Origin of the sequence: Mesorhizobium sp. LjRoot246, assembly GCF_964254115.1 — a bacterium.
GTDB lineage: Bacteria > Pseudomonadota > Alphaproteobacteria > Rhizobiales > Rhizobiaceae > Mesorhizobium.
The window spans coordinates 6125755-6147944 of record NZ_CAXUSN020000001.1 but is presented as its reverse complement, the minus strand read 5'-3'; the positions used below and the strand labels follow the sequence as shown (position 1 = coordinate 6147944).

Here is a 22190-nt window from a genome sequence, read left to right as displayed (position 1 = left end):
GCAGCGCTCTTGTGGCCTGATCGAGGTGGCGCGGCGATGATCTGGCTGGACACCCTCGTGCAAGGGATTCTGCTGGGCGGGCTCTATGCCCTGTTTGCAGCGGGGTTGAGCCTCGTCTTCGGCATCATGCGGCTGGTGAACCTCGCCCATGGCGACCTTATCATTCTTGCCGCCTATCTGGTGTTGATGGGCGTCACGCTGCTCGGTCTGTCGCCCTGGATCGCTGCCCTGATTGCCATGCCGGTGATGTTCGCGCTCGGCTGGCTGTTGCAGGCCGCCGTGCTGAACCGCGTGCTGGGCAAGGACATCCTGCCGCCGCTTCTCGTCACCTTCGGCCTGTCGGTCGCCCTGCAGAACGGGCTGCTCGAGGTCTTTTCCGCCGACAGCCGCCGCATCCCGGTGGGCGCGTTGGAGGGGGCATCGCTTGATCTCGGGCTGGTCACGGTGGGGATCATGCCGTTGATGACCTTTGCCTCGGCGATCGTGATGATCGTTGCCTTGAACGGGCTCTTTTACCACACCGCCCTTGGCCGTGCCTTCCGCGCCACCTCGGACGACGCCGTGACGGCGGGGCTGATGGGGATAGAGCCGAAGCGGATTTTCGCGATCGCCACCGGGATTGCCATGGTCGTGGTGACGCTGGCGGCGCTCTATCTCGGCATGCGGGCGAATTTCGATCCCTCGATCGGGCCGGCGCGGCTGATCTATGCCTTCGAGGCGGTGATCATCGGTGGCCTCGGCAGCCTATGGGGAACGCTTGCCGGCGGGATCATCATCGGCGTGGCGCAGACGTTTGGGGCCGCGCTCAATCCGGAATGGCAGATCCTGGCAGGCCACATCGCCTTCCTGGCCGTGATGCTGCTCAGGCCGCGCGGGCTTTTTCCGCGCGCAGTGGATTGAGGGGCGGCATGTATCGACTGACAACACGCACCCGCGCCGGAACCGTAACCGCGATTGCCGCGCCCATCCTTATCGTCGCAGCGCTCGTGCTGCCTGCCGTGGCCTCGCGAGGCGTCATACAGGATCTGTTCTTCATCCTCACCATGCTGACGCTGGCGCAAATATGGAACCTGCTGGCGGGCTATGGCGGCCTGGTCTCGGTGGGTCAGCAGGCCTTCGTCGGCATCGGCGCCTATGCGATGTTTGCCGGCGTGATCCTGCTCGACTGGAACCCGGTCCTGGCGATCCCGCTGGGCGGCCTTGCGGCGCTGGTGCTGGCGGTTCCGACGGCCTTCTTCGCATTCCGTTTGCAGGGCGCCTATTTCGCCATCGGCACCTGGGTGATCGCTGAAGTAACGCGCCTGCTGGTCGCGCAATGGAAAGCGCTCGGTGGCGGCACCGGCACCTCGCTGCCGCGCGAGGCGACGAGCAGCATCCTGGGCACAGATGCGATCCGGGCGCTGTTCGGCGTCCGCGAGGCCGCGGCACGCGACGTCCTGGCCTACTGGCTGGCTTTGGCGCTGGTCGTGGCCGTGACGGGCGGCATCTATTGGCTGCTGCGCAGTCGCCTTGGCCTGGCGCTGGCGGCGGTGCGCGACAATGTCGACGCGGCGCAATCGGTGGGCGTCGATACCGGGCGGCTCAGATGGGCGGTCTTTCTGATCGCCGCGGCTGCCACCGGGCTGACCGGCGCGCTGATCTTCCTGCAGACGGCCCGCATCTCGCCGGGAGCGGCCTTTGCCGTCACCGACTGGACCGCCAACGTCATCTTCATTGTCGTCATCGGCGGCATCGGCACCATCGAGGGGCCGATCCTCGGCGTGCTGGTTTTCTTTGCGCTGCGCTCGGCGCTGGCCGACTACGGCAGCTGGTACTTGATGACGCTCGGCCTCATCGCCGTCGTCGTCATGCTTTTTGCACCAAAGGGACTGTGGGGGCTGATCGCGTCCCGCAGTGGCCTGCACCTGTTTCCGGTCCGCCGCAGGCTGACCGGTCCGAAGATCGAGGGAGGAATTTGATGGCGGATATCGAAACCGATGTGCTGATCGTCGGCACGGGTCCGGCCGGTTCGGCCACGGCGGCGCTGCTGTCCAGCTACGGCGTGGCCAACATGATCGTCAATCGCTATCGCTGGCTGTCGAACACGCCGCGTGCCCACATCACCAACCAGCGCACGATGGAAGTGCTGCGCGACCTCGGTCCGAATGTCGAGGCAGAGGCCATGATGCATGCCTCGCCGCAGGAGTTGATGGGCGAGAACGTGTTCTGCGAAAGCCTGGCCGGCGAGGAGCTCGGCCGTATGAAGAGCTGGGGCACAGCGCCGCTCTCCAAGGCCGAACATCTCCTGTCGTCTCCCTGCTTCATGAACGATCTGCCCCAGACCTTCATGGAGCCGATCCTGTTCAAGTCGGCCTGCGCCCGCGGGACGCAGGCACGCATGAGCACGGAATATGTCAGCCATGTCCAGGATGCGGACGGTGTGACCACGACCTGCCGCGATCGGCTGTCGGGCAAGGATTTCACCGTGCGGTCGAAGTTCCTTGTCGGCGCCGACGGCGGCAACTCGCTGGTGGCCGAGCATCTGGGCCTGCCGCTCGAGGGCAAGATGGGCGTCGGCGGGTCGATGAACATCCTATTCAGGGCCGATCTCTCGAAGTATGTCGCCCACCGGCCGAGCGTCCTCTACTGGGTCATGCAGCCCGGCGCCGACGTCGGCGGCATCGGCATGGGTCTCGTTCGCATGGTCCGGCCGTGGGACGAGTGGCTGATCGTCTGGGGCTACGACATCAACCAGCCGCCGCCGGAGGTGACGCCGGAACTGGCCACCGAGGTCGCGCGTCAGCTAGTCGGAGATCCCGCGCTCGAGATCGAGCTCCTGGGCGCCAACACCTGGACCGTGAACAACTGCTTCGCCACGCAGATGCAGAAGGGGCGGGTGTTCATCATGGGCGACGCCGCGCACCGGCATCCGCCCTCGAACGGGCTCGGCTCGAACACGTCGATCCAGGACGGGTTCAACCTTGCCTGGAAGCTTGCCAAGGTCATCAAGGGGCAGGCGGGGGTCGGGCTTCTGGACAGCTTCTCGGCCGAGCGTGCCCCGATCGCGCGCCAGATCGTGACGCGTGCGAACCAGTCCATCGCCGAATTCGGACCGATCTTCGAGGCGCTCGGCATGGACGGCGGCGTGGATCACGACAAGATCCAGAGGAACATGGAGGCTCGCGCCGATGCGACGCCCGCGGCCGAAGCGCAGCGCGAGGCGCTCCGCAAGGCCATCGCCTTCAAGAAGTACGAGTTCGACGCCCATGGCGTCGAGATGAACCAGCGCTATGCGTCGGGCGCGGTTGTGACCGACGGCCAGGGCGAGCCGGCTTTCGAGAAGGATCGCGAGTTGCATTATGCACCAACGACCTGGCCGGGCGCGCGCTTGCCGCATGTCTGGGTCTTCGAGCGCTCGGGCAGGAAGGTCTCGACGCTCGATCTTTGCGGCCATGGCGAGTTCACGCTCTTGACCGGCATCGGCGGCGAGGCGTGGGTCGCCGCGGCGGAGACGGTGGGCGCGGAGCTCGGTCTGCCGATCCGAACCCATGTGATCGGCCCGCGCCGCGCGATCGAGGATCATGCCGGCGACTGGGCCGACGCGCGGGAGGTCCGCGACGCCGGCTGCCTGATCGTGCGTCCGGACCACCACGTCGCCTGGCGCTCCGAAACGCTGGCGGCCGATCCCGCGGCCGAACTGCGCCGGGTCTTCAAATCCGTTCTGGCGCGCTGAGGAGGATCCCATGATCGACGAACACGAATCCGGCTATTTCACCGAAGCGAACTCGGCCGAGGTGGTCGTGGCGCGGAACAGGAACGCCAAGGACGAGCGGCTCAAAGAAGTGATGGAGGTCGTCACCCGCAAGCTGCACGAAGCGGTGAAGGAGATCGAGCCGACACAGGAGGAATGGTTCGGCGCGATCATGTTCCTGACCCAGACGGGCCAGATCTGCAACGAGTGGCGGCAGGAATACATCCTGCTGTCGGATGTTCTCGGCGTCTCGATGCTGGTCGATGCGATCAACAACCGCAAGCCGTCGGGCGCCTCGGAATCCACGGTGCTGGGACCCTTCCACGTCGCCGATGCGCCCGAACTGCCGATGGGCTCGAACATCTGCCTCGACCAGAAGGGTGAGCCCATGTTCGTGCATGGCCGCATCCTCGATACCGAGGGCAACCCGATCGCAGGCGCCAAGATCGACGTCTGGCAGGCCAATGACGAGGGCTTCTACGATGTGCAGCAGAAGGGCATCCAGCCCGACTTCAACCTGCGCGGCGTGTTCCGCACCAGCGCCGACGGGCGTTACTGGTTCCGCGGCGTGAAGCCCAAATACTACCCGATCCCGGATGACGGCCCGGTCGGCAAGCTGCTGGGCGCGCTGGGGCGCCACCCTAATCGTCCGGCGCATCTTCACTACATCGTCGAGGCCGAAGGCTTCGACGCGCTGACCACGCACATCTTCGATCCAGACGACCCGTACATCGATTCAGATGCCGTCTTCGGCGTGAAGAAGAGCCTGCTCGCCGAATTTCGCAAGGTCGAGGACGCCGGAGCCGCCGCCAGGGTCGAGGTCGCGTCCCCGTTCTACGACGTGGAGTTCGATTTCGTGCTGTCGCGCAAGGGAGGAAACTGATGGCTGCACTTGAGAAAATGTTCGATGTCAGGGGCAAGTCGGTGATCGTCACCGGCGGCGCCAGCGGCATCGGGCGGGCCTATGCCGAGATCATGGCCGAGCACGGGGCGAAGGTCTGCATCTTCGACCTGAACCCTGCCGGGCTGGAACAGACCGTGACGGCGATAAAGGCGGCGGGTGGCGATGTCTGGGGCCAGATCGTCAACGTCGGCGACCGCGCGGCCATGGCCGAAGCCTTCGACAAGGTGGCCGGGAAGGCGGGCTCGATCGACGTGGTGTTCGCCAATGCGGGGATCGATGCCGGACCGGGCTTCAACACCCCGACGGGCGAAAGGAACCCTGAGGGCGCCATCGAGAACCTGCCCGACGAGCACTGGGACAAGGTGATCGAGATCAACCTGACCTCGGTCTACACCACCATCAAGCACGCCGTCCGGCACATGAAGCCGAATGGCGGCGGCCAGATCATCGTCACGTCGTCCATCGCCTCGCTGATCAACGAGAGCATCGTGGGCACGCCCTACATGCCCGCCAAGGCCGCGGTGAACCATCTCGTTCGCCACATGGCGATGGAACTCGGCGCCTACAACATCCGCATCAACGCCATTCTGCCTGGACCGTTCATCACCAACATCGCCGGCGGTCGGCTGCGCAATCCGGCAGACCGCAAGGCCTTCGAGGCGCAGTCGCTCATCGGCCGGATCGGCGACCCTGAAGAGATCAAAGGCCTGGCGCTTTATCTGGCGTCGCCGGCCGCGTCCTACGTGACGGGCTCGCTGATCGTCATCGATGGCGGCTCGCTGCTGAGGATGACCTGAAGCCGCAATGAAAGGGAGACCGGCACCGTCGATGAGGGCGGGCCGGGAAGAGCTTAACAACGGGAGGAACCGACAATGACCTACTACAACAAACTGGTGAAATCGGGCTTGCGGCCCAGCCGGCGAAGCGTCCTGAAGGGGCTTGGAGCCGGCGTTGCCGCCAGCACGCTGGGCATGCCGGCCTATGTGCGCGCCGCGACGGCGGGGAAGATCAAGCTGGGCTATCTCAGCCCGACGACCGGGCCACTCGCCCTGTTTGGCGAAACGGACGGCTATACCTTGCAGAAGATCCGCGCCCTGCTCGGCGGCCAACTGCAATGCGCCGACGGCAATACTTACGAGATCGAGATCCTCGATCGCGATAGCCAGTCCAATCCGAACAAGGCATCGGAAATCGCCGGCAACCTCATCCTGAACGACGAGGTGCATCTGCTCGTTCCAGCCTCGACCACCGACACGATCCTGCCTGCGGCAGAGCAGGCCGAGCTCTATGAGACCCCCTGCATTTCCTCCGGCGCTCCCTGGCAAGCGGTGATCATGCCACGCGGCGGCGGCAAGCAGACCTTCGACTGGACCTATCATTTCTTCTGGGGCCTCGACGAAGCGCTGAACACCTTCGTAGGGCTCTGGAACCATCTGGAGACCAACAAGAAGGTCGGGATGCTGTTTCCCCAGAACATCGACGGCGAGACCTGGGGCAACGACGAATATGGCCTGCCGGCGCCGACTCGTAAGGCCGGCTACGAGGTCGTGGTGCCCGGCTATTTCCAGCCGCGCACCAATGATTTCTCCGCACAGATCGCCGAGTTCAAGAAGCAGGGCTGCGAGATCATCGGCGGCATCACCTATCCGGACGATCTGAAGACCTTCGTCACCCAGTGCAACCAGCAGGGTTTCAAGCCGAAAGCGGTCACGGTGGCGGCGGCGCTGCTGTTCCCGGGCGGCGTCGAGGCGATGGGTCCTCTGGGCAACGGCATGTCCTCGGAGGTCTGGTGGACGCCGGCCTTCCCGTTCAAGTCGTCGCTGACCGGGCAGGTCAGCAGTGACATTGCCAGCCAGTGGGAAGCCGATTCGAAGCGCCAGTGGACGCAGCCGCTGGGCTATTCGCATGCCTTGCTCGAGGTCGCGCTCGACATCTTGAAGCGCTCTTCCAATCCGCTCGACCGTACGGCCAACCGTGACGCTCTGGTCGCCACCGATCTGCAGACGCTGGTCGGTCACATCAAGTTCGACGGCTCGCCCCACAAGAATATCTGCAAGACGCCGATCTTCGGCGGCCAGTGGGTGAAGGGCGAGAAATGGCCCTATGACCTGAAGATCGTCGACAACACCGTCAATCAGCTCTTCGCACCGCAACAGGCGATTCAGCCGATCGCCTGGTGATATGAGCAGGGACGCGGGCAGAGCTATGGATAGAGAAATCCTGCTGAAAGCGCATGGCGTGTCGAAGTCCTTCGGCGCCGTCCGCGTCCTGCATGAGGTGAGCTTCGACGTGCGTCGGGGCGAGGTGCTGGGCATCCTCGGCCCGAACGGAGCGGGCAAGACGACGCTGTTCAACATGATCAGCGGCGATTTGAAGGCGTCGGGCGGCGAGATCCAGCTCGGCGACACCGCACTTCGCGGCGAGCCGCCCTTCCGACGCTGCCAGATGGGGATCGGGCGGACCTATCAGATCCCCCGTCCCTATTCCGGCATGACCACCTTCGAAAACCTGCTGGTCGCCGCCGCTTTCGGCGGCGGCCGGTCCGAGAAGCAAAGCTATGCTTTCTGCGCCCAGGTCCTGCGCGATTGCGAGCTCTCCGACAAGGCCAACGTCTCGGCCGGCGCTCTCACTCTGCTCGACCGCAAGCGGCTGGAACTGGCGCGCGCGCTGGCATCGGATCCGAAGCTGCTGCTGCTGGACGAGATCGCGGGCGGGCTGACCGACGATGAATCGAAGGCGCTGGTGGCGCTGGTGCGCCGTATCCGCGACCGTGGCATCACCATCGTGTGGATCGAGCATGTGCTGCACGCGTTGCTGGCGGTAGCCGACCGGCTGTTGGTGCTGAACTTCGGCGAGAAGATCGCCGAAGGTGTGCCCGCCGAAGTGATCGCATTGCCCGAGGTCCAGCGCGTCTACATGGGGATCGAGGCATGACGGCCGTTCTTTCCACCCATGGGCTCCTGGCCCGCTATGGTGACTTCCAGGCGCTCTACGGCGTCGACATCGAGCTGCACCAGGGTGAGGCCGTGGCTCTGATCGGCGCCAACGGGGCCGGAAAGTCCACCCTCCTGCGTTCGATCATGGGCCTGCTCCCGGTCGGGCGCGAGATGGTGCTGCTGCATGGCGAGCCCGTCGGCGGCACCGCCACCGACCGCATGGTGCAGAAGGGCGTCGCCATCGTGCCGGAGGGTCGCCGCCTCTTCACCGGCATGTCGGTCGAGGACAATCTTCGCGTCGCCATCGACCAGGCCGCGCGCATGGGCGCCAAGGGCGGGTGGACGCTGCCGCGGCTGCATCAGCTGTTCCCGATCCTCAAGGAGAAGGCCCGCACGCAGGTGCAGAGCCTTTCGGGCGGGCAGCAGCAGATGGTGGCGATCGGCCGCGCGCTGCTCTGCCAGCCGCGCGTGCTGCTCTGCGACGAGATCAGCCTCGGTCTTGCGCCCAAGGTGATCCGCGAGATCTATGCCGCCTTGCCCGAAATCCGCGCCACCGGAACGGCGATGATCGTGATCGAGCAGGATGTAGGCCTCGCCCGAACCGCCTCGGACCGCCTCTACTGCATGCTGGAGGGCCGTGTGACCCTGACCGGCAGGTCCGCCGAAATCACGCGCGAGCAGATCGGCAAAGCCTATTTTGGAGCGGACCATGGAGTGGTTTGACGCCTTGGTGCAGGGAATCCTGCTGGGCGGCATGTATGCCCAGTATGCGCTCGGCATGGCGCTCATGTTCGGCGTCATGCGGATCGTCAACATCAGCCATGGCGATCTGGTGATCCTTTTGTCGCTGATAGGCATCTCGATCGCCACAGCCTGGGGGCTGGGACCGCTGCCTGTTCTGATCGTACTGGTGCCGCTCGCGGTGCTGATGGGCTGGGTGCTGCAGAAGGCGGTGCTGAACCGGGTGGTGGGCAGCGATCCGCTGCCCTCGCTGATCGCGACCTTCGGACTGTCGATCGCGCTGCAGAACCTGATGCTCCAGATATGGTCCGCGAACAGCCGATCGCTGCCCGGCCACGGCATCGAGAGCCAATCCATCGAGATCGGCGGTATCTATGTCGGCCTCCTGCCGCTGATCGTGCTGGCAGTCGCCACGGGGCTGACATGGGGGCTCGACCTGACGCTGAAGCGCACGCGCTTCGGCCGCGCGCTCCGCGCCGCGTCGGCCGATGTCGAGGCGGCGGCGATGACCGGCATCAACCCTCGCGCCGTCTATGCGATGGCCACAGCGGCGGCGGTCGGCATCCTAGGCTTTGCAGCCGTCTTCCAGGCGTTGCGGTCGACCGTTGCGCCGGCCGATGGACCTGCCCAGCTGATCTACGCGTTCGAAGCGGTGATCATCGGCGGCATGGGGACGGTATGGGGCGCCTTCGTCGGCTCGATGGTGCTTGGCATTTCGCAGGCCATCGGCTTCCGCATCGATCCGGGCTTCGGCGTGCTTGCCGGACATATCGTCTTCCTGATCGTGCTGGCGACCCGGCCGCAGGGCCTGTTCGGAAAGGCATTGTCATGAGTGCAATCCCCTATGTGGCAACCGAGGTGCCCGAGGTCCTGGTCCAGCGCCAGACCCGGTCCGGCCGCATCGCGATGACACTGGCGGTGCTGGCCATGATCGGTGTCGCTGCCATGCCGTGGTGGGCCTCGACCGGCACCATCCGGTCGATTCTGGTGCTGTGCTGCTACATCGCCGTCGCGCAGATGTGGAACCTGCTCGCCGGCTATGCCGGCCTCGTCTCGGTGGGCCAGCACGCTTTCATGGGCGCGGCCGGCTATGCGCTTTTCGTGCTGGCACAGACTTACGGCATCAATCCGTTTGTGGCGGTCTTCCTGTCGCTCCTGGTGCCGGCCGCGCTGGCCGTGCCGATCTACCTGCTGCTGCATCGCCTGGATGGCCCCTATTTTTCGATCGGCACATGGGTGGTGGCCGAGGTTTTCCGGCTGACCGCCTCGAACCTGCCGCTCGTCAATTCCGGCGCGGGCATGTCGCTTCGCGTGATGAAGGATTATTCGGCCTTCGAGCGGAATGTCGCCATGTCGCTGCTTTGCGCAGGGATGCTGCTCGTCACGCTGGGCGGCAGTTACTGGCTGCTTCGCTCGCGCTTCGGCCTTGCGCTGATCGCCATGCGCGACAATCCGGTCGCGGCTGCCAGCCAGGGCGTGAATGTCGCGAAGCTGCGCTTCCTGATCTACGTCGCGTCGGCGGTCGGCTGCGGCCTTGCGGGCGCGATCTATTTCATGGCGCAGCTGCGCATAACCCCGGGTTCGGCCTTCGATCCGATGTGGGCGAACGTCGCGATCTTCATCGTCATGGTCGGCGGAATCGGGTCCATCGAGGGCGTTCTGATCGGATCCCTGATTTTCTTCATCGCGGACCGCTGGTTCGGCGAGTACGGCGCGACCTATTTCGTCGTCCTCGGCCTGATGACGCTCTTGGTCGCGCTCTACGCCCGCACCGGCATCTGGGGCCTGATCTCGAAACGATGGGATGCGCCGTGGTTCCCGATCCGGCGCAAGCTCGTCGATCCGAACCGCTGACGAGGAGGATTTCATGAAAGCCGCTATCTTCGATAGGGTCGGCGTCCCGCTGCGGATCGGCACGGTGCCGGATCCGACGCCGGCACCGGATGAGATCGTCTTGCGTGTCGCCGCTTGCGGCATTTGCGGCAGCGATCTGCACATCACCGAGGATCCGGTGCCCTTCGGCATCGGGGCAGGCTTTGTGCTCGGCCACGAATTCGCCGGCGACATCGTCGCGATCGGATCGGAGGCAACGGGCCTTCGGATCGGCGACCGTGTGGCTGTCGTGCCGATGCGCGGCTGTGGGCATTGCGAGGCCTGTGGACGAGGCGATCCGGGGCGCTGTCGCGAGATGGAGCTGATCGGCGGCGGCTATGCGCAATATGCGACCGTGGCCGCACGCCAGTGTCATATCCTGCCCGACGATGTGGCGCTCGAGGATGGTGCGTTGGCCGAACCGCTCTCGGTCGCCCTGCATTGCATCGTCCGCTCGGGCATGAAGCCGGGAGACACGGTCGCCATCCTTGGCGCCGGGCCGATCGGCCTGCTCGTTGCCTTCTGGGCGCGGCGGCTGGGGGCGTCGCGTGTCGTGGTGGCCGACATCCACGGCCATCAGCGCGAACGTGCGCTCGCTCTCGGCGCGACTGGCTTCGCGCTCTCCGGCGAAAAGCTGACCGAGAACCTCGCCGATCTGTGCGGCGGGGCACCCGATATCGTCTTCGAATGCGTAGGCAAGCGCGGCCTGATCGGCGCGGCGGTCGAAGCGGTCCGGCTGCAGGGCACGGTGGTGGGCGTTGGCCTCTGCATCGGCGGCGACCAGTGGGACCCATTCATTGCGCTGACGAAGGAAGTGAACCTGCTGTTCTCGGTCTTCTTCCATCAGCGCAACGAATTCGGCGTCGCCCTCGATGCACTGCGCGGCGGGCCTTTCCCACCGCAGGCTTTGATCACCGATCGGATCGACCTCTCGCCGGTTCCGCAGATTTTCGAGAGCCTTCGCCGTCGCACCACGCAATGCAAAGTGCTGATCCAGCCGGACCTTGCCTGAGGAGAAATGAAAATGGCCGTTCAATTCGAAACGCTCGAATACGATGTCGGTGGCGTGAAAACGGTGGTGAAGGCCATCGGTCGGGGCAAGCCCGTGCTGTTCCTGCACGGCGCCTCGACGCTTGAGGGATTCGACTTCGCCGAAGGCCTCGCCGACCGCTTCCGCATGCTCTGCCCGAGCCATCCGGGCTTCGGCTTTTCGGGGCCTGCGCCGCATGTGACCGGAATGTCCGACATGGTTCTGCACTACCTGAACCTGCTCGATGGTCTGGACCTGCCGGAGAAGCCTCATCTCATCGGCTTTTCCATGGGTGGCTGGATGGCGACCGAGCTCGCCGGCCTGGCGCGCGCGCGCTTCGACAAGGTGGTGCTGATTGCGCCGGCAGGACTCGACGATCCCGCGCATCCGGCCACGGATCTCGGCGCGGTCGCGCCGCAAGAGCTGCCGGTCTATCTGGCACATGATGTCTCGGTGGCGCTGCGCTATTTCCCGGATGGCTCCGACCCCGCCTTTGCCGAGGCCTTCGGTGCCGATCGCGCCCGCGAAGGCGAGACGCTCGGCCGGTTGCTGACGCCGTTCGGCATGGGCCATCCGAACCTGCGGCGCTTCCTCGCGCGCATCACCAACCCGACGCTGGTCGTCTGGGGCACCAAGGACCGCATGCTGCCCGCCAGCCAGGCGCCGCTCTTCGTCGAGGCGCTGCCCGACGCGCGGCTGATCCTAGTTGAGGATGCCGGCCATTTCGTCATGCAGGAAAAACCCGAAACGCTCAGGAAGATCGGCGACTTTCTCGCCGGCTGACCGATTTGAAAAAGGAGGAGAAGACGATGAACAAACCCATCAAGCACGGGTCGTGGGGCACGACCACAGACTATCGCGACTTGCTTAGGCAGATCGCGGAGATCGGGCCGGCCCTGGAAGCCAACGCCACCGCCGATGAGGAGAGTGGCGAATTGACTGCGGCCACGTTCGCGCTGCTGAAGCCGTTGCGGATGTCGCATATCTTTGCCGCTGAGAGCCTCGGCGGCGCGCAGTTGCGGCCCACCCAGGGTCTCGAACTGCTGGAGGCGATCACCTGGTATTCGGGAGCGGCCGGTTGGGTTTCGATGGTGCATTGCTGCATCGGCGCGATGTCGGCAGCCTTTCTGCCGGACAGCGCGGTCGACCGGCTTTTCGCGCCGGGCACCGACAACCGTTTCTCGGGGCAGGGCGCGCCGCTCGGCATGCTGAAGAAGGTCGACGGCGGCTACCGGCTGAACGGCAAGTGGAGCTATGGCAGCGGCTTCAGCCACGCCACCTATAGCCACAGTGCCGCCTTCGTCGATGACGGCACCGGCAAGCCAGCCAAGGACGACAAGGGCAATGTGATCATCATGTGCGCCCATGCCCCGATCTCCCAGCACAAGCAACTCGGCAATTGGGACGTTCTGGGCCTCGGCGGCACCGGCAGCATCGACTATGCGGCCGAGGATGTCTTCATCGCCGACGATCTCGTTTTCCCGATCCTGACTGCACCGCCGCTGCGCCAGAAGGAGTTTTTCAGTCTCGGTGTCGTGGGCCTCGCCGCCATCGGTCATACCGGCTGGGCTCTCGGCACCGGGCGGCGGATGCTGGACGAGATCGCCAAGTTCGCCCGCAGCAAGTCAGGCCGCGCCGGACTGATCGGCGAGAGCGAGAAGTTCTGGCACGACTATGGCCGCGCCGAAGCCCGCTATCGCGCCGCCCGCGCCTTCGTCTTCGAAGTCTGGCGCGACATCGAGGCGACGGTCGAAGCCGGCAATAGCGTATCGACGCGGCAGATCAGCTTTGTCCATCTGGCCAAATCCGAGATCCACGAGGTTGGCGTCGATATCTGCAACTTTGCCTACCGTGCTGGCGGCGGCGCGTCGCTGCGCGCCGGTGTGATCCAGCGCACCTTCCGCGAGATGATGGTGGCGGCCAACCACTTCACGATCGCGCCGTCGATCGTCACCTCGGCCGGCCGCGACATCGGCGGCCTGTGGAGCGATCGCACCTGGCAGTTCTACGACCTGATCGAGAAGAAGTAGTCGCAAGGGCCGGACAGCGGACGCCGTCCGGCCCCTTTTTCATGCTGCAGAAGAGAGATGTCGATGAGCTTCCCGCATCCGATGACCAACGCCTTCCGCGAAGCCTTTCGCCACCATCCGGCCGGTGTTGCCGTGATCACGGCCGATCCCGGCGACAGGCCGGTGGCGATGACCGTGTCCTCGCTGATCTCGGTAAGTGCCGCGCCGCCGGTGGTCGCGTTCTCGCTGTCGATGAAATCGACCTCGTCCGAGCCTTTGCTGCGGGCGCAGACCATGGTGATCCACCTGCTGCGCTTCACCGATATCGACTTGGCGCAACTCTGCGCGTCGAGCGGCGCGGAACGCTTCCCGCCAGGCGGCGCCTGGGCGCGGCTGCCCACCGGCGAACCGCGCTATACCGGCGTTTCGACCTGGTTCCGCGCCCGCCGGCTTGGCATCCTGCCGATCGAGGGCGCGACGCTGGTCGCGGCCGAGCTTCTGGACGGCGAGGTGCAGCCGGACGAGGTCCCCCCGGAGGCGCATTCGCTGGTCTATCTCGACCGTCGCTGGCATCGCCTGCACAAGGAACTGGACGGCGTGGCCGAGCTTCTTGAGTCGTCGCGTTTTCTTTAAGCGAACCGGGTTCCAAAAAGGATTCAGGTGCCGCATGCCCGGGCGTAGACGTCGATGCTTCGCTGGACGTGACCGATCGCGATCTCCTCGCCGTCACAGGCGCGGTCAGCCCATGTGGCTGCCGAAGGCAGGTGCTGGAGAAACAGCGTCACCGGCACCTTCCAGCCCTTCAACGCATCGAACAGCCGGTCGCAGGCGGCACGGGCTTGCGGGGTCGCCCAATAGTATCGGATGCGATCGGAATAGGAGTAGTGGCGCAGCGTCCGCTTGTCGGCATCGCTGCCGTGATAGTGGCTTGCCCAATTCTTGGGGGCATCGAGCATCAGCTCTTCCATGGCGTGGTAAAGCGGCCGCTCGCCATAGCCAGGCACCAGGTCGGAAGCGATCAGGTCGAGCGCGTACAGCGCCTCGCGCAGTTTGAAGGTCAGCTCGGGGCCGACCTTGAGGATGGCGAAGCCGTCCTCGACGAGTTCGCGCAACGGCCTCTCGCCCTGATAGTCCGTCGAATGGGCTTCGAAAATGAGCGACGGCAATCTGTCCAGAGTCGCCGCCAGATCGCTGGCCTTCGCCCGATCGTAGAAAATCACGTTCTGGTTGCCGAACTCCACGCCCGGCTGCACCACAAGGCCGATGACGCGGGAAAACGCGCTTTCAAGCCCGGCCGCCTGGAATGCTTTGGCGTGAATGGCATGTGTCTGGCGAGCGGCCTCCGGACGGGTCGGGGTGATCGCATCCAATGCATGATCGGCGCCACCGGGCGGCGGTACTTCCGTGCCGATGATGTAGACCGGGCTCGCCCCGCTGCTCCGCGCTGCCGCCTGTTCGGCGACGCCCGCCAGCCTGGCCGCACGCTCGGCCACCGTGTGGTCGTCGAGCGCCGCCGGCTCACCCGCGCAGCCCATCGAGGCATCGAGGTGGATCTTGCGGAAGCCGGCGCGGACGTAAGCATCGACCATGGTCCCGGCTTGCGCCATCGCCTCCTCGGCGGGCCGGTCTTTCCAGGGATTGGGGCCGAGATGATCCCCGCCAAGCACGATCAACTCTTTCGGGCATTGCTCGGTCGCCGCGAGTGCGTCCACCATCGCCGCGAAATCGGCCGGCGTCATGCCCGTATAACCGCCCAGATGGTTGACCTGGTTGCACGTCGCCTCAATCAGGACGGTGGTGCCGGTTTCCCGGCCGTGGCGGAGTGCGGCTTTCAGCACCAGCGGGTGCGCCGAACACACCGAGGTCACCCCGATCTTCCTGCCCTCCCTTTGCAGGGCCGGCAAATCTTCGATCGCCACACGCATCAGCTTCTTCTCGCCGTTCTTGCCATGAAATCTTCCAGTTCGGCACGCGTTCCGGCTCCCTCCATGGGGCCAAGGCGTGTGACGTTGCGCGCCCCTGCCGCGTTGGCGAATTCGAGCGCAGTCTGCAGCGGCATGCCCAGCCGCCGGCATGCGACATAGGCTCCGCCGAAACAGTCGCCGGCGCCGGTGGGGTCCGTTTCCTCGACGATAAGGCCGGGGCAATCGACGCGAGCGCCGGTGCGTTGACGGGCCGACGCGCCATGTTCGCCGCGCTTGACGGCGATCTCCTTGACCCCTCGCTTGAACAGCGCCTCGATCGCGCGTTCCTCGCCATCCATGCCGGCGGCCAGGAACAATTCGTTGCCCGACGGCAGCAGCAGGTCCGCTTTGTCCACCAGGCTTGCGAATTTCTCCTCGGTCTGGCCGTGCGCCAGCAATTCCTTGCGCAGGTTGGGATCGAGCGACATCGTGCCGCCGCGTGCCTTGATCAGCGGGATCGCGCGTTCGGTGATCGCCCAGGCGGCGGGACTTGCGAACACCGTTCCCATGACGTGGATATGCCCGCAACGCGCGATCAGCGCCTCGACCCGCGGGCTCCATTCCAGCCGAGCGGCGGCGGATTTAGCGATGTTGTAGACGAAATCGCGGCTGCCGTCCTCGCGATAGCGAACAAAGGCGCTGCCCGTCGGATAATCCGGGGAAACGGCGATGGCGGAAATGTCTACGCCGTCCCGCTTCAGGCGCTCGATGTTGGCGAAGCCGAAATCGTCGTCGCCGACCACGCCCACCATCGCGGCCGCTCCGCCCATACGCGCGCATTGATCGATGAAGATGGCGGGCGCGCCGCTCGGAAACGGGCCAATGAGGTCGATAGGTTCCCTGAAGCCGGTGCCTGTCTGCCTCGCGACGATCTCCACCAATATTTCTCCAATGGTCACGGTTGGCCCGAGCGAGTCCGGTGCAAGCGTTTGGAGGTCGTTCATCAAGCGTCCAATCCTGGGTGTGGTGTCCTTTGCGATTTCATGAGGCTGAGGCGCAAGGGGATTCTTACCGGATCGATGGAATCGACCATCAGGATAGCCCCAAGAGCCGTTAAGCTTCGCGCAATCTATGCAATCTATCCTGGCTTGCAGATTGCCGAGGGAACATGAAACGCAAGCCGCTTCTGCTTTTCGCCTTTCCGTTTCTCATTCTTGCGGTCCTGGCAGGGGAGCGCCTGGCGACCTTCCTGCTGGGAACCTATCCAGCCAGCCCCACCGCATGGTGGATATGGCTTGAGCTGCGCCCTCTGTCGGCGATGCTTTGGCAGCAGGTGGATGCCTGGCTGGGTGGCTCGATGGCTGTCGACGCCGCCATCCTGGCCGCCGCATCGATCGTCTGCTGGGTGGCGTGCCATGCCAAAAGGTCGGCTTTCTTCTTCCTCGCCAACCACGTCGCCCTGATTTTCGCCGGGCTGATGATCGCGGTCGGCAGCCATTCGGAAACGGCGAGCACGATCGCTGCCTTCACCTCGCCCAGTGGTTTTCCATTCGCGCTGACGGTTGATTTCACCTTGAAGAACAGCCTGGTGCTGATTTTGGGCGCAGTGGCCTGTGCGTACTGCCACATCGCTTTCCTGGCCGAAGCGCGGGAGCGGTCCGTCCGAACCATCCGCATCCTGGCCCTGCAGCGCGATCTCTAGACCGCGGCTCTGCCCAAATCCAGGCTCTATAGCGTCTAGTTCATCCTGCGGTAATAGACCTTGCCGTCGGGCTGCTCGATGCGCTGGTAGTTGGAGCTTGGGGCAGGGGGCGACGCCGATGCGATCCTCTTGCGGGGCGCGGGCGGCGCCTCGATGACGCCGGGTTCGCTCGTGCTCTCGCCGTCGAGGGCTTCAGGCGCCTGCGCCAGCGTGCTGGTGGCGATCTCGGACGGTTCCGCGGCACTCGACATGGCCTCGCCGCCGGCGGCCGGCATAGTCTGCCGCAACCGGGCGATGCTGGCATCGATCTCGTTGAAGCTGCCTTGCAACTGGCTGTCCAGTTTCTCGAACCGGCTCTGGAAGCCGTTGTTGACCGTGTCGAGCCGGGCCGCGATCCGCTGCTCGAACGCGCCGAGCTGCTCCAGCCGCGCCTCGACGAAGCGCAGGTCGCTGATACCCCGATAGAGATAGACCGCGGCCGCTATGTTGATCGCGGTGATCAGCAGCGCGCCACCGGCGACGATGACGCCGATCGTCTTTGCCTTGCTGGGTTTCTCGACCGCAACCGGTTCGCGCTGTTCCTGGTTTCCGATGTCGATCGCCGGCATGTCCGGTTCGCTGATCGTCGTCATTGGACCACCACCTTTGCGCCGACCGCGACGCGCTTGAAAAGATCGATCACATCCGTGTTGGTAAGCCGAAAACAGCCCGATGTCCCGTCGAAGCCGACTCCCGAAGGATCGTTCGTGCCGTGTATCCGGTAGAGCGTGTCGCGCCCGTCCCGAGACAGATAGAGCGCCCGTGCGCCGAGCGGATTGTAGGGACCGGCGGGCACCATTTTCGGCAGCTCCGGCTGGCGCGCCCGCATTTCCTGCGGCGGGCGCCATTCCGGCCATTCGGTCTTCGCCCCCACCTGGACGACGCCCGTCCAGCCGAACCCGTCGCGCCCGACGCTGATCTGGTAGCGCAGCGCCTGGCCCTGGCGGGTCACCAGGTAAAGCGCCTTCTCGTCCTTGCGGATGATGATCGTTCCCGGCTGCTCGGTGGTCGCGAAGGCGACGGTCTTGCGCAGGCTCGGTCCCATCGCCGGCAGCGGCGGCCGATCGACCGATCGCGCCTCGGCGAAGTCCTGCACGGACAGCGCCATCGCAACGCCGAGCACGCAGGCGCCGGCCAGCCTCGCGCCGATCCTATATCTATCGGGCAGCATCATCGAGCCGCTCTTTGAACATCCGCTTCAGATCCTTGTTGAAGCGCGCCCGCCCATCCACCTCGGAAGGCGGGATGGCCCTGTTCAGCGCATCGGTCAGAAGCGCGTTGTCCAGCGCGACCGACTTGATGTGCGGCGCCTTGAAGATCTTTTCGAGCTCGCTGCGCGAAAAATGGTTCCCGAACCATTTGCGCTTGTGCTTGTTGGCGACCAGCGTGATGTTGACCGCATTGCCGCGCAGCTCGCGGATCTTCTTGTAGAGCCGCTTGCCTTGCCGCAGCGAAGCGACGTTGAGTTCGAAGACGATGAAGATCTCGTCGCTCGTCGACAGCACGGAATTGTGCCAGGGCGTTTCGAGATTGGGCAGGTCGATGACGATGTCGTCGAAGCGGTAGGCGACGAGGTCGAGCAGCCGGAAGACGAAATCGCCGCCATGCGGCTCGAACGGCAGTTGCGGCCGCTCGAAGGCGTAGAGGGTGAGGCCGGACGGGCGCGACAGCTTGATGACGTCCATCAGCTCGACATCGAGCCGTTCCGGCTGGCCGATGATGCCGGCAAGATCGAACTGGTTGAACAGATTGAGATAGGCGCCGCAATTGGCGCTCTGGAAATCCAGGTCGACGAGACAGGTGGACGCCGCGCGCTCGGTCGATTTCGAAGCCAGGAATTCGGCCGCCGACAGCGCCAGCGTCGTCGCACCCGCGCCACCGCTGGCGCCGATGAAGGTGATGATCCGGCTTTTGGTTCCCTGGTTGCCGGTATCGTGGAAGGTCACCGCGTTGAGCAGCTCCTTGCCGTCGAGCGGCTTGTGCAGCCAGTCCGAGGCGTTCATGCGCACCAGCACGCGCGTCCGTTCCGAGGTCAACTCGTCGGAAACCGCTATCAGCGGCACGCTGGCCCACAACGCGCGCGCCTCGACGATGCCGGGCCTGCCGAGCAACTCGCCATTGCCGAGATCGAGGATGACGATGCCCGGGCGTGTGTCGGCCGGCGGTCCCCTGAGGAAGTCGCTCGTCTCGGAAACCTTGACATCATAGATCGCCAGCGCATCGAGCCGCGTCGCCACCTCGCGCTTGAAATTCGGATCCGACGAGAACAGCGCCACCTGCTTGCGCTTGGTCGGCGTAACCTTGGTGTTGATGGCATTCATGGCCAGCTACTCTTCAAATCTTCGCCCGTAACCGTGCTCAGCATGGAGGGCATGGTGATGTTTCCGAATCCGAGCAGTCCGCCCAGGAAGAAGAACTGGAAAGGATGATTGGTGATGCTGACGGTGATGGTCGGCACCGGCCCGCTGGGACGCGTCCAGTAGCCGAGGCCGGAGGCGGCATATTCGATCCGCACCTGGGATTTTTCCAGCATCGGCAGGAAGTCGTGCATCCCGGCACGGTTGGTAGTGCCATCATAGATCGCATCGAACGAGTCCTGGCTCGCGATCGACGGATCGCACGTGCTGACTGCTAAGCTGCTGCAGCATGCGACACCTGCAGTGCTCGCCGTGCAGGTATAGTCATACGTGCCGGCCGGCACCGCAGTACCGACTTTGGTGACATCGCTCTGCGTTATCGTCTCGGCTAGAAGCCCGCTAGCGACAGGTGTAGAAATCTGCGCCAGCCTTGCGCCGGCTTGCACCGCTTTGTTCCCCGCATTCCATTGGTAAAAGGCGTAGCCGAAATCGACGAAGCCAAGCAGGAGTGTCAACAGCAGCGGCATCACTATGGCCATTTCGACCATTGTCGCGCCGGACTGGCTAGCCCAAAACTTGATGCGCTCCGTCACCATCCAATGACTCGTTCCTGATGGGACACAGTGAGGGTCAGTGGACTAAAGCCAAGATATGACAGGAATCCGAAGCCTGAATAGGAATAGGAGGTAGTGACGTCCACGACATCGACTTTGGTCGTGCTGCTAAGATAAAGCTGCGTGCCCGTGGACACATCAACCGCGTCCAGCGAGACCGCCTTGGTGATGTCAACTGCCGCCGGCAGCCATCCGGTCACTCTGGCGCTGCCGTTAGCGACCGCCCCATTGGCAGCAAGGTTTTGGGCTCGGCCCTTGCAAGTCGCCCAATCGCTGCTGCATCGTGCCATGTAGCGACCCGCGTCCTCAACGCCGGCTTCGAGAAGCAGGCGCGTGTTCAGGATGTTGGAGAACTCGAACACACCGGCCGATAACAGCAAGACGAGTGGTATGGTGATCGCGGCTTCCACCAAAGCGGCGCCACTTTCGTCGCGTTGGAACCGTCCAATGATTCTGCGGAGCCTGGTCATGTCAACGCTACCGATACAACTGGGCTTCGTTGCGAAATGCTTTGTCGACCAGGGTGTTGTTGGCGAACCCGCCATCAACGTCGACGATCTCCAAACTGATAGGCTTTTCGGCGCCGGTGCCGTCTGGGTCGTCACTCGGGTTGGATTTCGCAATTGGCGCGACCAAGAAAACACTGGCATATCCGTCCGGCTTCAGCTGCGTATGCCCGTTGATCTTGGCCTGGTTGGCGATGCAGTCGACGATCGCCATGTTGAGCAGCCGCCGATCGGGATCCGCAGTCGGGGTCGCGCCTTTGAAGCAGGCAGGCGTTCCTCTCTCGTTTGATGGACCCTTTGATTTGTCTGCAACAAGACCAGCGGTCGCGATTTCATATTTGTAGACATCGTATCGAGACGCCGGTGCCGTCTTCGATACCGGGTTGGTAGAACTGGGGATGTTAGGGACGCTGGCTTTGTGATTGCTACTCCAATAATTGCCGTAGAATGTCGTGGCGTTGGTGATCTTCTGCGAATATGCGTTGTTGCCAGCGTCCCATACGCCGGGCGGGAGCGGCAGTGCCGATGCCGGGGGTCCGTCGGTTGCAGGATCGTATTTGTTGCACGTATTGCTTTGCTGTCCCTTGCGAACATTGCTTGCCGGTCGATACGCCCAGTCGTTGTCATATTTATTGAGAGACCCGCTGTAGAGATCAAAGCGGACGTTAAGGCCTGCGCTTACTTGGCCCAAGGTCACACCGGTTTTTGTGGTGATTGCATTCCGGTTGTAGCAAGTGCCGGCTGTTCCCATTGCTATGGCATCGCGCAGCGAAGTGAGGCTGTTGTCGAGCAGGCCGAAGTTGCCGGGACCAGGATTGCTGTCGACCTTAAGGATACGGAGCTCGCGACTGTAGGTATCGCCCGACGCGAACGCCTGCTGGATGGTCTTGCTGGTCAGTGGATCGGTCGTCTCGAACGGATTGCACATGAAGATCGGCACCGTTTCGCAGATCGACTGGACAAATCCGGCCACAGCCTGTGGTTGAATATCGAAGGTGTTGTTGCCGCTGACAACGCTTGCCGGAAAAATCGCTTCGAAGGCCCCGGCACCATCCGCCAAGCCGGACGGATTCACGGTCACCAAGGAGAACGACACGGCTTTGGGATCGGTGCTTGCCCAGTTCACACCATTGGCGTCGACGCCGGCGGCACTCAACTTGATGCTGTCGTCGGCCGGTATCCCGGTCAAGTATGTAACGGTCACGTCGGCTAGGGCGAGTGTATGATCGCCTGCCGTTGAAAACTTGGTCTTGTTGGTGAGAAGTGTCGTCTTGGCCAAGTTGGCTCGTGTGATCGAATCCGCTCTGCCATCCAGTTCCGCGGCGGTCGCGAGCGCTAGCGCATCGACACCCTTCTGCAGATCGTTATGCAGTCCGTTGGCCCGGCTCATATCGATGGCCAGCAACGCGAAGCCGATAAGCACGGGCAGCATGATAGCCACGAGGATCATCGCTACGCCGCGTTGATCGTTCCAGAAGGCACGAATGGTCCCCAACATGACCTTACTCTCTGCTTTCCTGCGCCAGAGCCCCTCGCATGCCCGGCACCCTCCGCATCCTTCCGTTCAGTTCACTGCGTCACACCCGACCCGCCGACATTGACCGTGATGGCTGGCGGCGGTGGTGGTGGCGGTGGATATTTGTAGGCTTGGGCAACAGCGGCGGCGCGCGCGCCGTCGCCTTCGATATGTGTGTTCCTGGAAGCCGGATTGAGCGGATCGACCGTCTGCAGCAGCGAATTGAATTTCTGCGTGTCGCCGGCGGCCAGGGTCACCGAGTCGTAATGGTTCAGATAGTCCGCCGCGCAGCCCGACAGCGCACCGGCGCACAGAAGGAGGATCAAGGCG

The 22190-nt window shown here is 64.1% G+C and carries 24 protein-coding genes; 15 read left to right on the top strand and 9 right to left on the bottom strand.

The features are described 5' to 3' along the window. Positions 1-36: 36 nt before the first annotated feature. The 14 genes from ACSQ3L_RS29830 (at position 37) to ACSQ3L_RS29765 (ending at position 13855) form a co-directional block, all read left to right on the top strand. Positions 37-900 (top strand): branched-chain amino acid ABC transporter permease, encoded by an 864-nt coding sequence (locus ACSQ3L_RS29830; protein WP_436163186.1) that lies wholly within the window; start codon positions 37-39, stop codon positions 898-900. Positions 901-908: 8 nt separating this feature from the next. Continuing rightward, positions 909-1958, top strand: coding sequence for a branched-chain amino acid ABC transporter permease (locus ACSQ3L_RS29825; RefSeq protein ID WP_436163185.1), 1050 nt, complete (start codon positions 909-911; stop codon positions 1956-1958). Continuing rightward, complete coding sequence (locus ACSQ3L_RS29820; protein ID WP_436163184.1) at positions 1958-3712, top strand: FAD-dependent oxidoreductase; 1755 nt, start codon at positions 1958-1960, stop codon at positions 3710-3712. Before ACSQ3L_RS29825 ends, ACSQ3L_RS29820 begins: the two co-directional genes overlap by 1 nt. Positions 3713-3722: 10 nt before the next feature. Further along, a complete protein-coding gene (locus ACSQ3L_RS29815; protein WP_436163183.1) occupies positions 3723-4613 on the top strand; it encodes an intradiol ring-cleavage dioxygenase in 891 nt (296 codons plus the stop codon). Next, positions 4613-5431, top strand: a complete 819-nt coding sequence (locus tag ACSQ3L_RS29810) for an SDR family NAD(P)-dependent oxidoreductase (protein WP_436163182.1) — start codon at positions 4613-4615, stop codon at positions 5429-5431. Before ACSQ3L_RS29815 ends, ACSQ3L_RS29810 begins: the two co-directional genes overlap by 1 nt. A 75-nt stretch (positions 5432-5506) precedes the next feature. Further along, complete coding sequence (locus tag ACSQ3L_RS29805) at positions 5507-6814, top strand: ABC transporter substrate-binding protein (protein WP_436163181.1); 1308 nt, start codon at positions 5507-5509, stop codon at positions 6812-6814. Between the two features lie 25 nt (positions 6815-6839). Continuing rightward, positions 6840-7568: an ABC transporter ATP-binding protein gene (locus tag ACSQ3L_RS29800; RefSeq protein WP_436163180.1), complete on the top strand. Its 729-nt coding sequence runs from the start codon at positions 6840-6842 to the stop codon at positions 7566-7568. Then, complete coding sequence (locus tag ACSQ3L_RS29795; RefSeq protein WP_436163179.1) at positions 7565-8293, top strand: ABC transporter ATP-binding protein; 729 nt, start codon at positions 7565-7567, stop codon at positions 8291-8293. Before ACSQ3L_RS29800 ends, ACSQ3L_RS29795 begins: the two co-directional genes overlap by 4 nt. Next, positions 8280-9143, top strand: coding sequence for a branched-chain amino acid ABC transporter permease (locus ACSQ3L_RS29790; RefSeq protein WP_436163178.1), 864 nt, complete (start codon positions 8280-8282; stop codon positions 9141-9143). The genes ACSQ3L_RS29795 and ACSQ3L_RS29790 overlap by 14 nt, the downstream gene beginning before the upstream one ends. Further along, on the top strand, positions 9140-10165 hold the full coding sequence (locus tag ACSQ3L_RS29785) for a branched-chain amino acid ABC transporter permease (protein ID WP_436163177.1): 1026 nt from the start codon (positions 9140-9142) through the stop codon (positions 10163-10165). Before ACSQ3L_RS29790 ends, ACSQ3L_RS29785 begins: the two co-directional genes overlap by 4 nt. A gap of 13 nt (positions 10166-10178) precedes the next feature. Continuing rightward, entirely contained in the window at positions 10179-11195 is a 1017-nt protein-coding gene (locus ACSQ3L_RS29780; RefSeq protein ID WP_436163176.1) for a zinc-dependent alcohol dehydrogenase, read from the top strand. A gap of 12 nt (positions 11196-11207) precedes the next feature. Further along, on the top strand, positions 11208-11996 hold the full coding sequence (locus tag ACSQ3L_RS29775) for an alpha/beta fold hydrolase (protein ID WP_436163175.1): 789 nt from the start codon (positions 11208-11210) through the stop codon (positions 11994-11996). Between the two features lie 26 nt (positions 11997-12022). Beyond that, complete coding sequence (locus tag ACSQ3L_RS29770; RefSeq protein WP_436163174.1) at positions 12023-13243, top strand: acyl-CoA dehydrogenase family protein; 1221 nt, start codon at positions 12023-12025, stop codon at positions 13241-13243. A gap of 63 nt (positions 13244-13306) precedes the next feature. Then, entirely contained in the window at positions 13307-13855 is a 549-nt protein-coding gene (locus ACSQ3L_RS29765) for a flavin reductase family protein (RefSeq protein WP_436163173.1), read from the top strand. A gap of 23 nt (positions 13856-13878) precedes the next feature. Here ACSQ3L_RS29765 and ACSQ3L_RS29760 read toward each other — a convergent pair whose 3' ends face one another. After that, the gene (locus ACSQ3L_RS29760) at positions 13879-15147 is read right to left on the bottom strand and encodes a D-tagatose-bisphosphate aldolase, class II, non-catalytic subunit (protein WP_436163172.1); all 1269 of its coding nucleotides are present in this window, start codon (positions 15145-15147) and stop codon (positions 13879-13881) included. Beyond that, positions 15147-16130 (bottom strand): tagatose kinase, encoded by a 984-nt coding sequence (locus ACSQ3L_RS29755; protein ID WP_436163171.1) that lies wholly within the window; start codon positions 16128-16130, stop codon positions 15147-15149. The genes ACSQ3L_RS29760 and ACSQ3L_RS29755 overlap by 1 nt, the downstream gene beginning before the upstream one ends. A gap of 164 nt (positions 16131-16294) precedes the next feature. Between ACSQ3L_RS29755 and ACSQ3L_RS29750 the strand changes: the two genes are divergently transcribed. Further along, positions 16295-16828 (top strand): hypothetical protein, encoded by a 534-nt coding sequence (locus ACSQ3L_RS29750; protein ID WP_436163170.1) that lies wholly within the window; start codon positions 16295-16297, stop codon positions 16826-16828. Between the two features lie 35 nt (positions 16829-16863). Here the strand turns inward: ACSQ3L_RS29750 and ACSQ3L_RS29745 are convergent, their stop codons facing one another. The 7 genes from ACSQ3L_RS29745 to ACSQ3L_RS29715 all read right to left on the bottom strand — a co-directional run bounded on the left by ACSQ3L_RS29745 (position 16864) and on the right by ACSQ3L_RS29715 (position 22186). Continuing rightward, the gene (locus tag ACSQ3L_RS29745; protein ID WP_436163169.1) at positions 16864-17460 is read right to left on the bottom strand and encodes a hypothetical protein; all 597 of its coding nucleotides are present in this window, start codon (positions 17458-17460) and stop codon (positions 16864-16866) included. Then, positions 17457-18041, bottom strand: coding sequence for a L,D-transpeptidase (locus ACSQ3L_RS29740; protein WP_436163168.1), 585 nt, complete (start codon positions 18039-18041; stop codon positions 17457-17459). The genes ACSQ3L_RS29745 and ACSQ3L_RS29740 overlap by 4 nt, the downstream gene beginning before the upstream one ends. Further along, on the bottom strand, positions 18025-19188 hold the full coding sequence (locus ACSQ3L_RS29735; protein WP_436163167.1) for an AAA family ATPase: 1164 nt from the start codon (positions 19186-19188) through the stop codon (positions 18025-18027). Before ACSQ3L_RS29735 ends, ACSQ3L_RS29740 begins: the two co-directional genes overlap by 17 nt. After that, positions 19185-19820, bottom strand: a complete 636-nt coding sequence (locus ACSQ3L_RS29730) for a TadE/TadG family type IV pilus assembly protein (RefSeq protein ID WP_436163166.1) — start codon at positions 19818-19820, stop codon at positions 19185-19187. Before ACSQ3L_RS29730 ends, ACSQ3L_RS29735 begins: the two co-directional genes overlap by 4 nt. After that, complete coding sequence (locus ACSQ3L_RS29725) at positions 19814-20308, bottom strand: TadE/TadG family type IV pilus assembly protein (protein WP_436163165.1); 495 nt, start codon at positions 20306-20308, stop codon at positions 19814-19816. The genes ACSQ3L_RS29730 and ACSQ3L_RS29725 overlap by 7 nt, the downstream gene beginning before the upstream one ends. 7 nt (positions 20309-20315) lie before the next feature. Continuing rightward, positions 20316-21842: a TadE/TadG family type IV pilus assembly protein gene (locus ACSQ3L_RS29720; RefSeq protein ID WP_436163164.1), complete on the bottom strand. Its 1527-nt coding sequence runs from the start codon at positions 21840-21842 to the stop codon at positions 20316-20318. A gap of 71 nt (positions 21843-21913) precedes the next feature. After that, entirely contained in the window at positions 21914-22186 is a 273-nt protein-coding gene (locus ACSQ3L_RS29715; protein ID WP_436163163.1) for a hypothetical protein, read from the bottom strand. Positions 22187-22190: the final 4 nt, after the last annotated feature.

Coding starts and splice junctions, on each gene's coding strand:
- ACSQ3L_RS29830 (WP_436163186.1), top strand. CDS start 37: ATGATCTGGCTGGACACCCTCGTGCAAGGGATTCTGCTGGGCGGGCTC.
- ACSQ3L_RS29825 (WP_436163185.1), top strand. CDS start 909: ATGTATCGACTGACAACACGCACCCGCGCCGGAACCGTAACCGCGATT.
- ACSQ3L_RS29820 (WP_436163184.1), top strand. CDS start 1,958: ATGGCGGATATCGAAACCGATGTGCTGATCGTCGGCACGGGTCCGGCC.
- ACSQ3L_RS29815 (WP_436163183.1), top strand. CDS start 3,723: ATGATCGACGAACACGAATCCGGCTATTTCACCGAAGCGAACTCGGCC.
- ACSQ3L_RS29810 (WP_436163182.1), top strand. CDS start 4,613: ATGGCTGCACTTGAGAAAATGTTCGATGTCAGGGGCAAGTCGGTGATC.
- ACSQ3L_RS29805 (WP_436163181.1), top strand. CDS start 5,507: ATGACCTACTACAACAAACTGGTGAAATCGGGCTTGCGGCCCAGCCGG.
- ACSQ3L_RS29800 (WP_436163180.1), top strand. CDS start 6,840: ATGGATAGAGAAATCCTGCTGAAAGCGCATGGCGTGTCGAAGTCCTTC.
- ACSQ3L_RS29795 (WP_436163179.1), top strand. CDS start 7,565: ATGACGGCCGTTCTTTCCACCCATGGGCTCCTGGCCCGCTATGGTGAC.
- ACSQ3L_RS29790 (WP_436163178.1), top strand. CDS start 8,280: ATGGAGTGGTTTGACGCCTTGGTGCAGGGAATCCTGCTGGGCGGCATG.
- ACSQ3L_RS29785 (WP_436163177.1), top strand. CDS start 9,140: ATGAGTGCAATCCCCTATGTGGCAACCGAGGTGCCCGAGGTCCTGGTC.
- ACSQ3L_RS29780 (WP_436163176.1), top strand. CDS start 10,179: ATGAAAGCCGCTATCTTCGATAGGGTCGGCGTCCCGCTGCGGATCGGC.
- ACSQ3L_RS29775 (WP_436163175.1), top strand. CDS start 11,208: ATGGCCGTTCAATTCGAAACGCTCGAATACGATGTCGGTGGCGTGAAA.
- ACSQ3L_RS29770 (WP_436163174.1), top strand. CDS start 12,023: ATGAACAAACCCATCAAGCACGGGTCGTGGGGCACGACCACAGACTAT.
- ACSQ3L_RS29765 (WP_436163173.1), top strand. CDS start 13,307: ATGAGCTTCCCGCATCCGATGACCAACGCCTTCCGCGAAGCCTTTCGC.
- ACSQ3L_RS29760 (WP_436163172.1), bottom strand. CDS start 15,147: ATGCGTGTGGCGATCGAAGATTTGCCGGCCCTGCAAAGGGAGGGCAGG.
- ACSQ3L_RS29755 (WP_436163171.1), bottom strand. CDS start 16,130: ATGAACGACCTCCAAACGCTTGCACCGGACTCGCTCGGGCCAACCGTG.
- ACSQ3L_RS29750 (WP_436163170.1), top strand. CDS start 16,295: ATGAAACGCAAGCCGCTTCTGCTTTTCGCCTTTCCGTTTCTCATTCTT.
- ACSQ3L_RS29745 (WP_436163169.1), bottom strand. CDS start 17,460: ATGACGACGATCAGCGAACCGGACATGCCGGCGATCGACATCGGAAAC.
- ACSQ3L_RS29740 (WP_436163168.1), bottom strand. CDS start 18,041: ATGATGCTGCCCGATAGATATAGGATCGGCGCGAGGCTGGCCGGCGCC.
- ACSQ3L_RS29735 (WP_436163167.1), bottom strand. CDS start 19,188: ATGAATGCCATCAACACCAAGGTTACGCCGACCAAGCGCAAGCAGGTG.
- ACSQ3L_RS29730 (WP_436163166.1), bottom strand. CDS start 19,820: ATGGTGACGGAGCGCATCAAGTTTTGGGCTAGCCAGTCCGGCGCGACA.
- ACSQ3L_RS29725 (WP_436163165.1), bottom strand. CDS start 20,308: ATGACCAGGCTCCGCAGAATCATTGGACGGTTCCAACGCGACGAAAGT.
- ACSQ3L_RS29720 (WP_436163164.1), bottom strand. CDS start 21,842: ATGTTGGGGACCATTCGTGCCTTCTGGAACGATCAACGCGGCGTAGCG.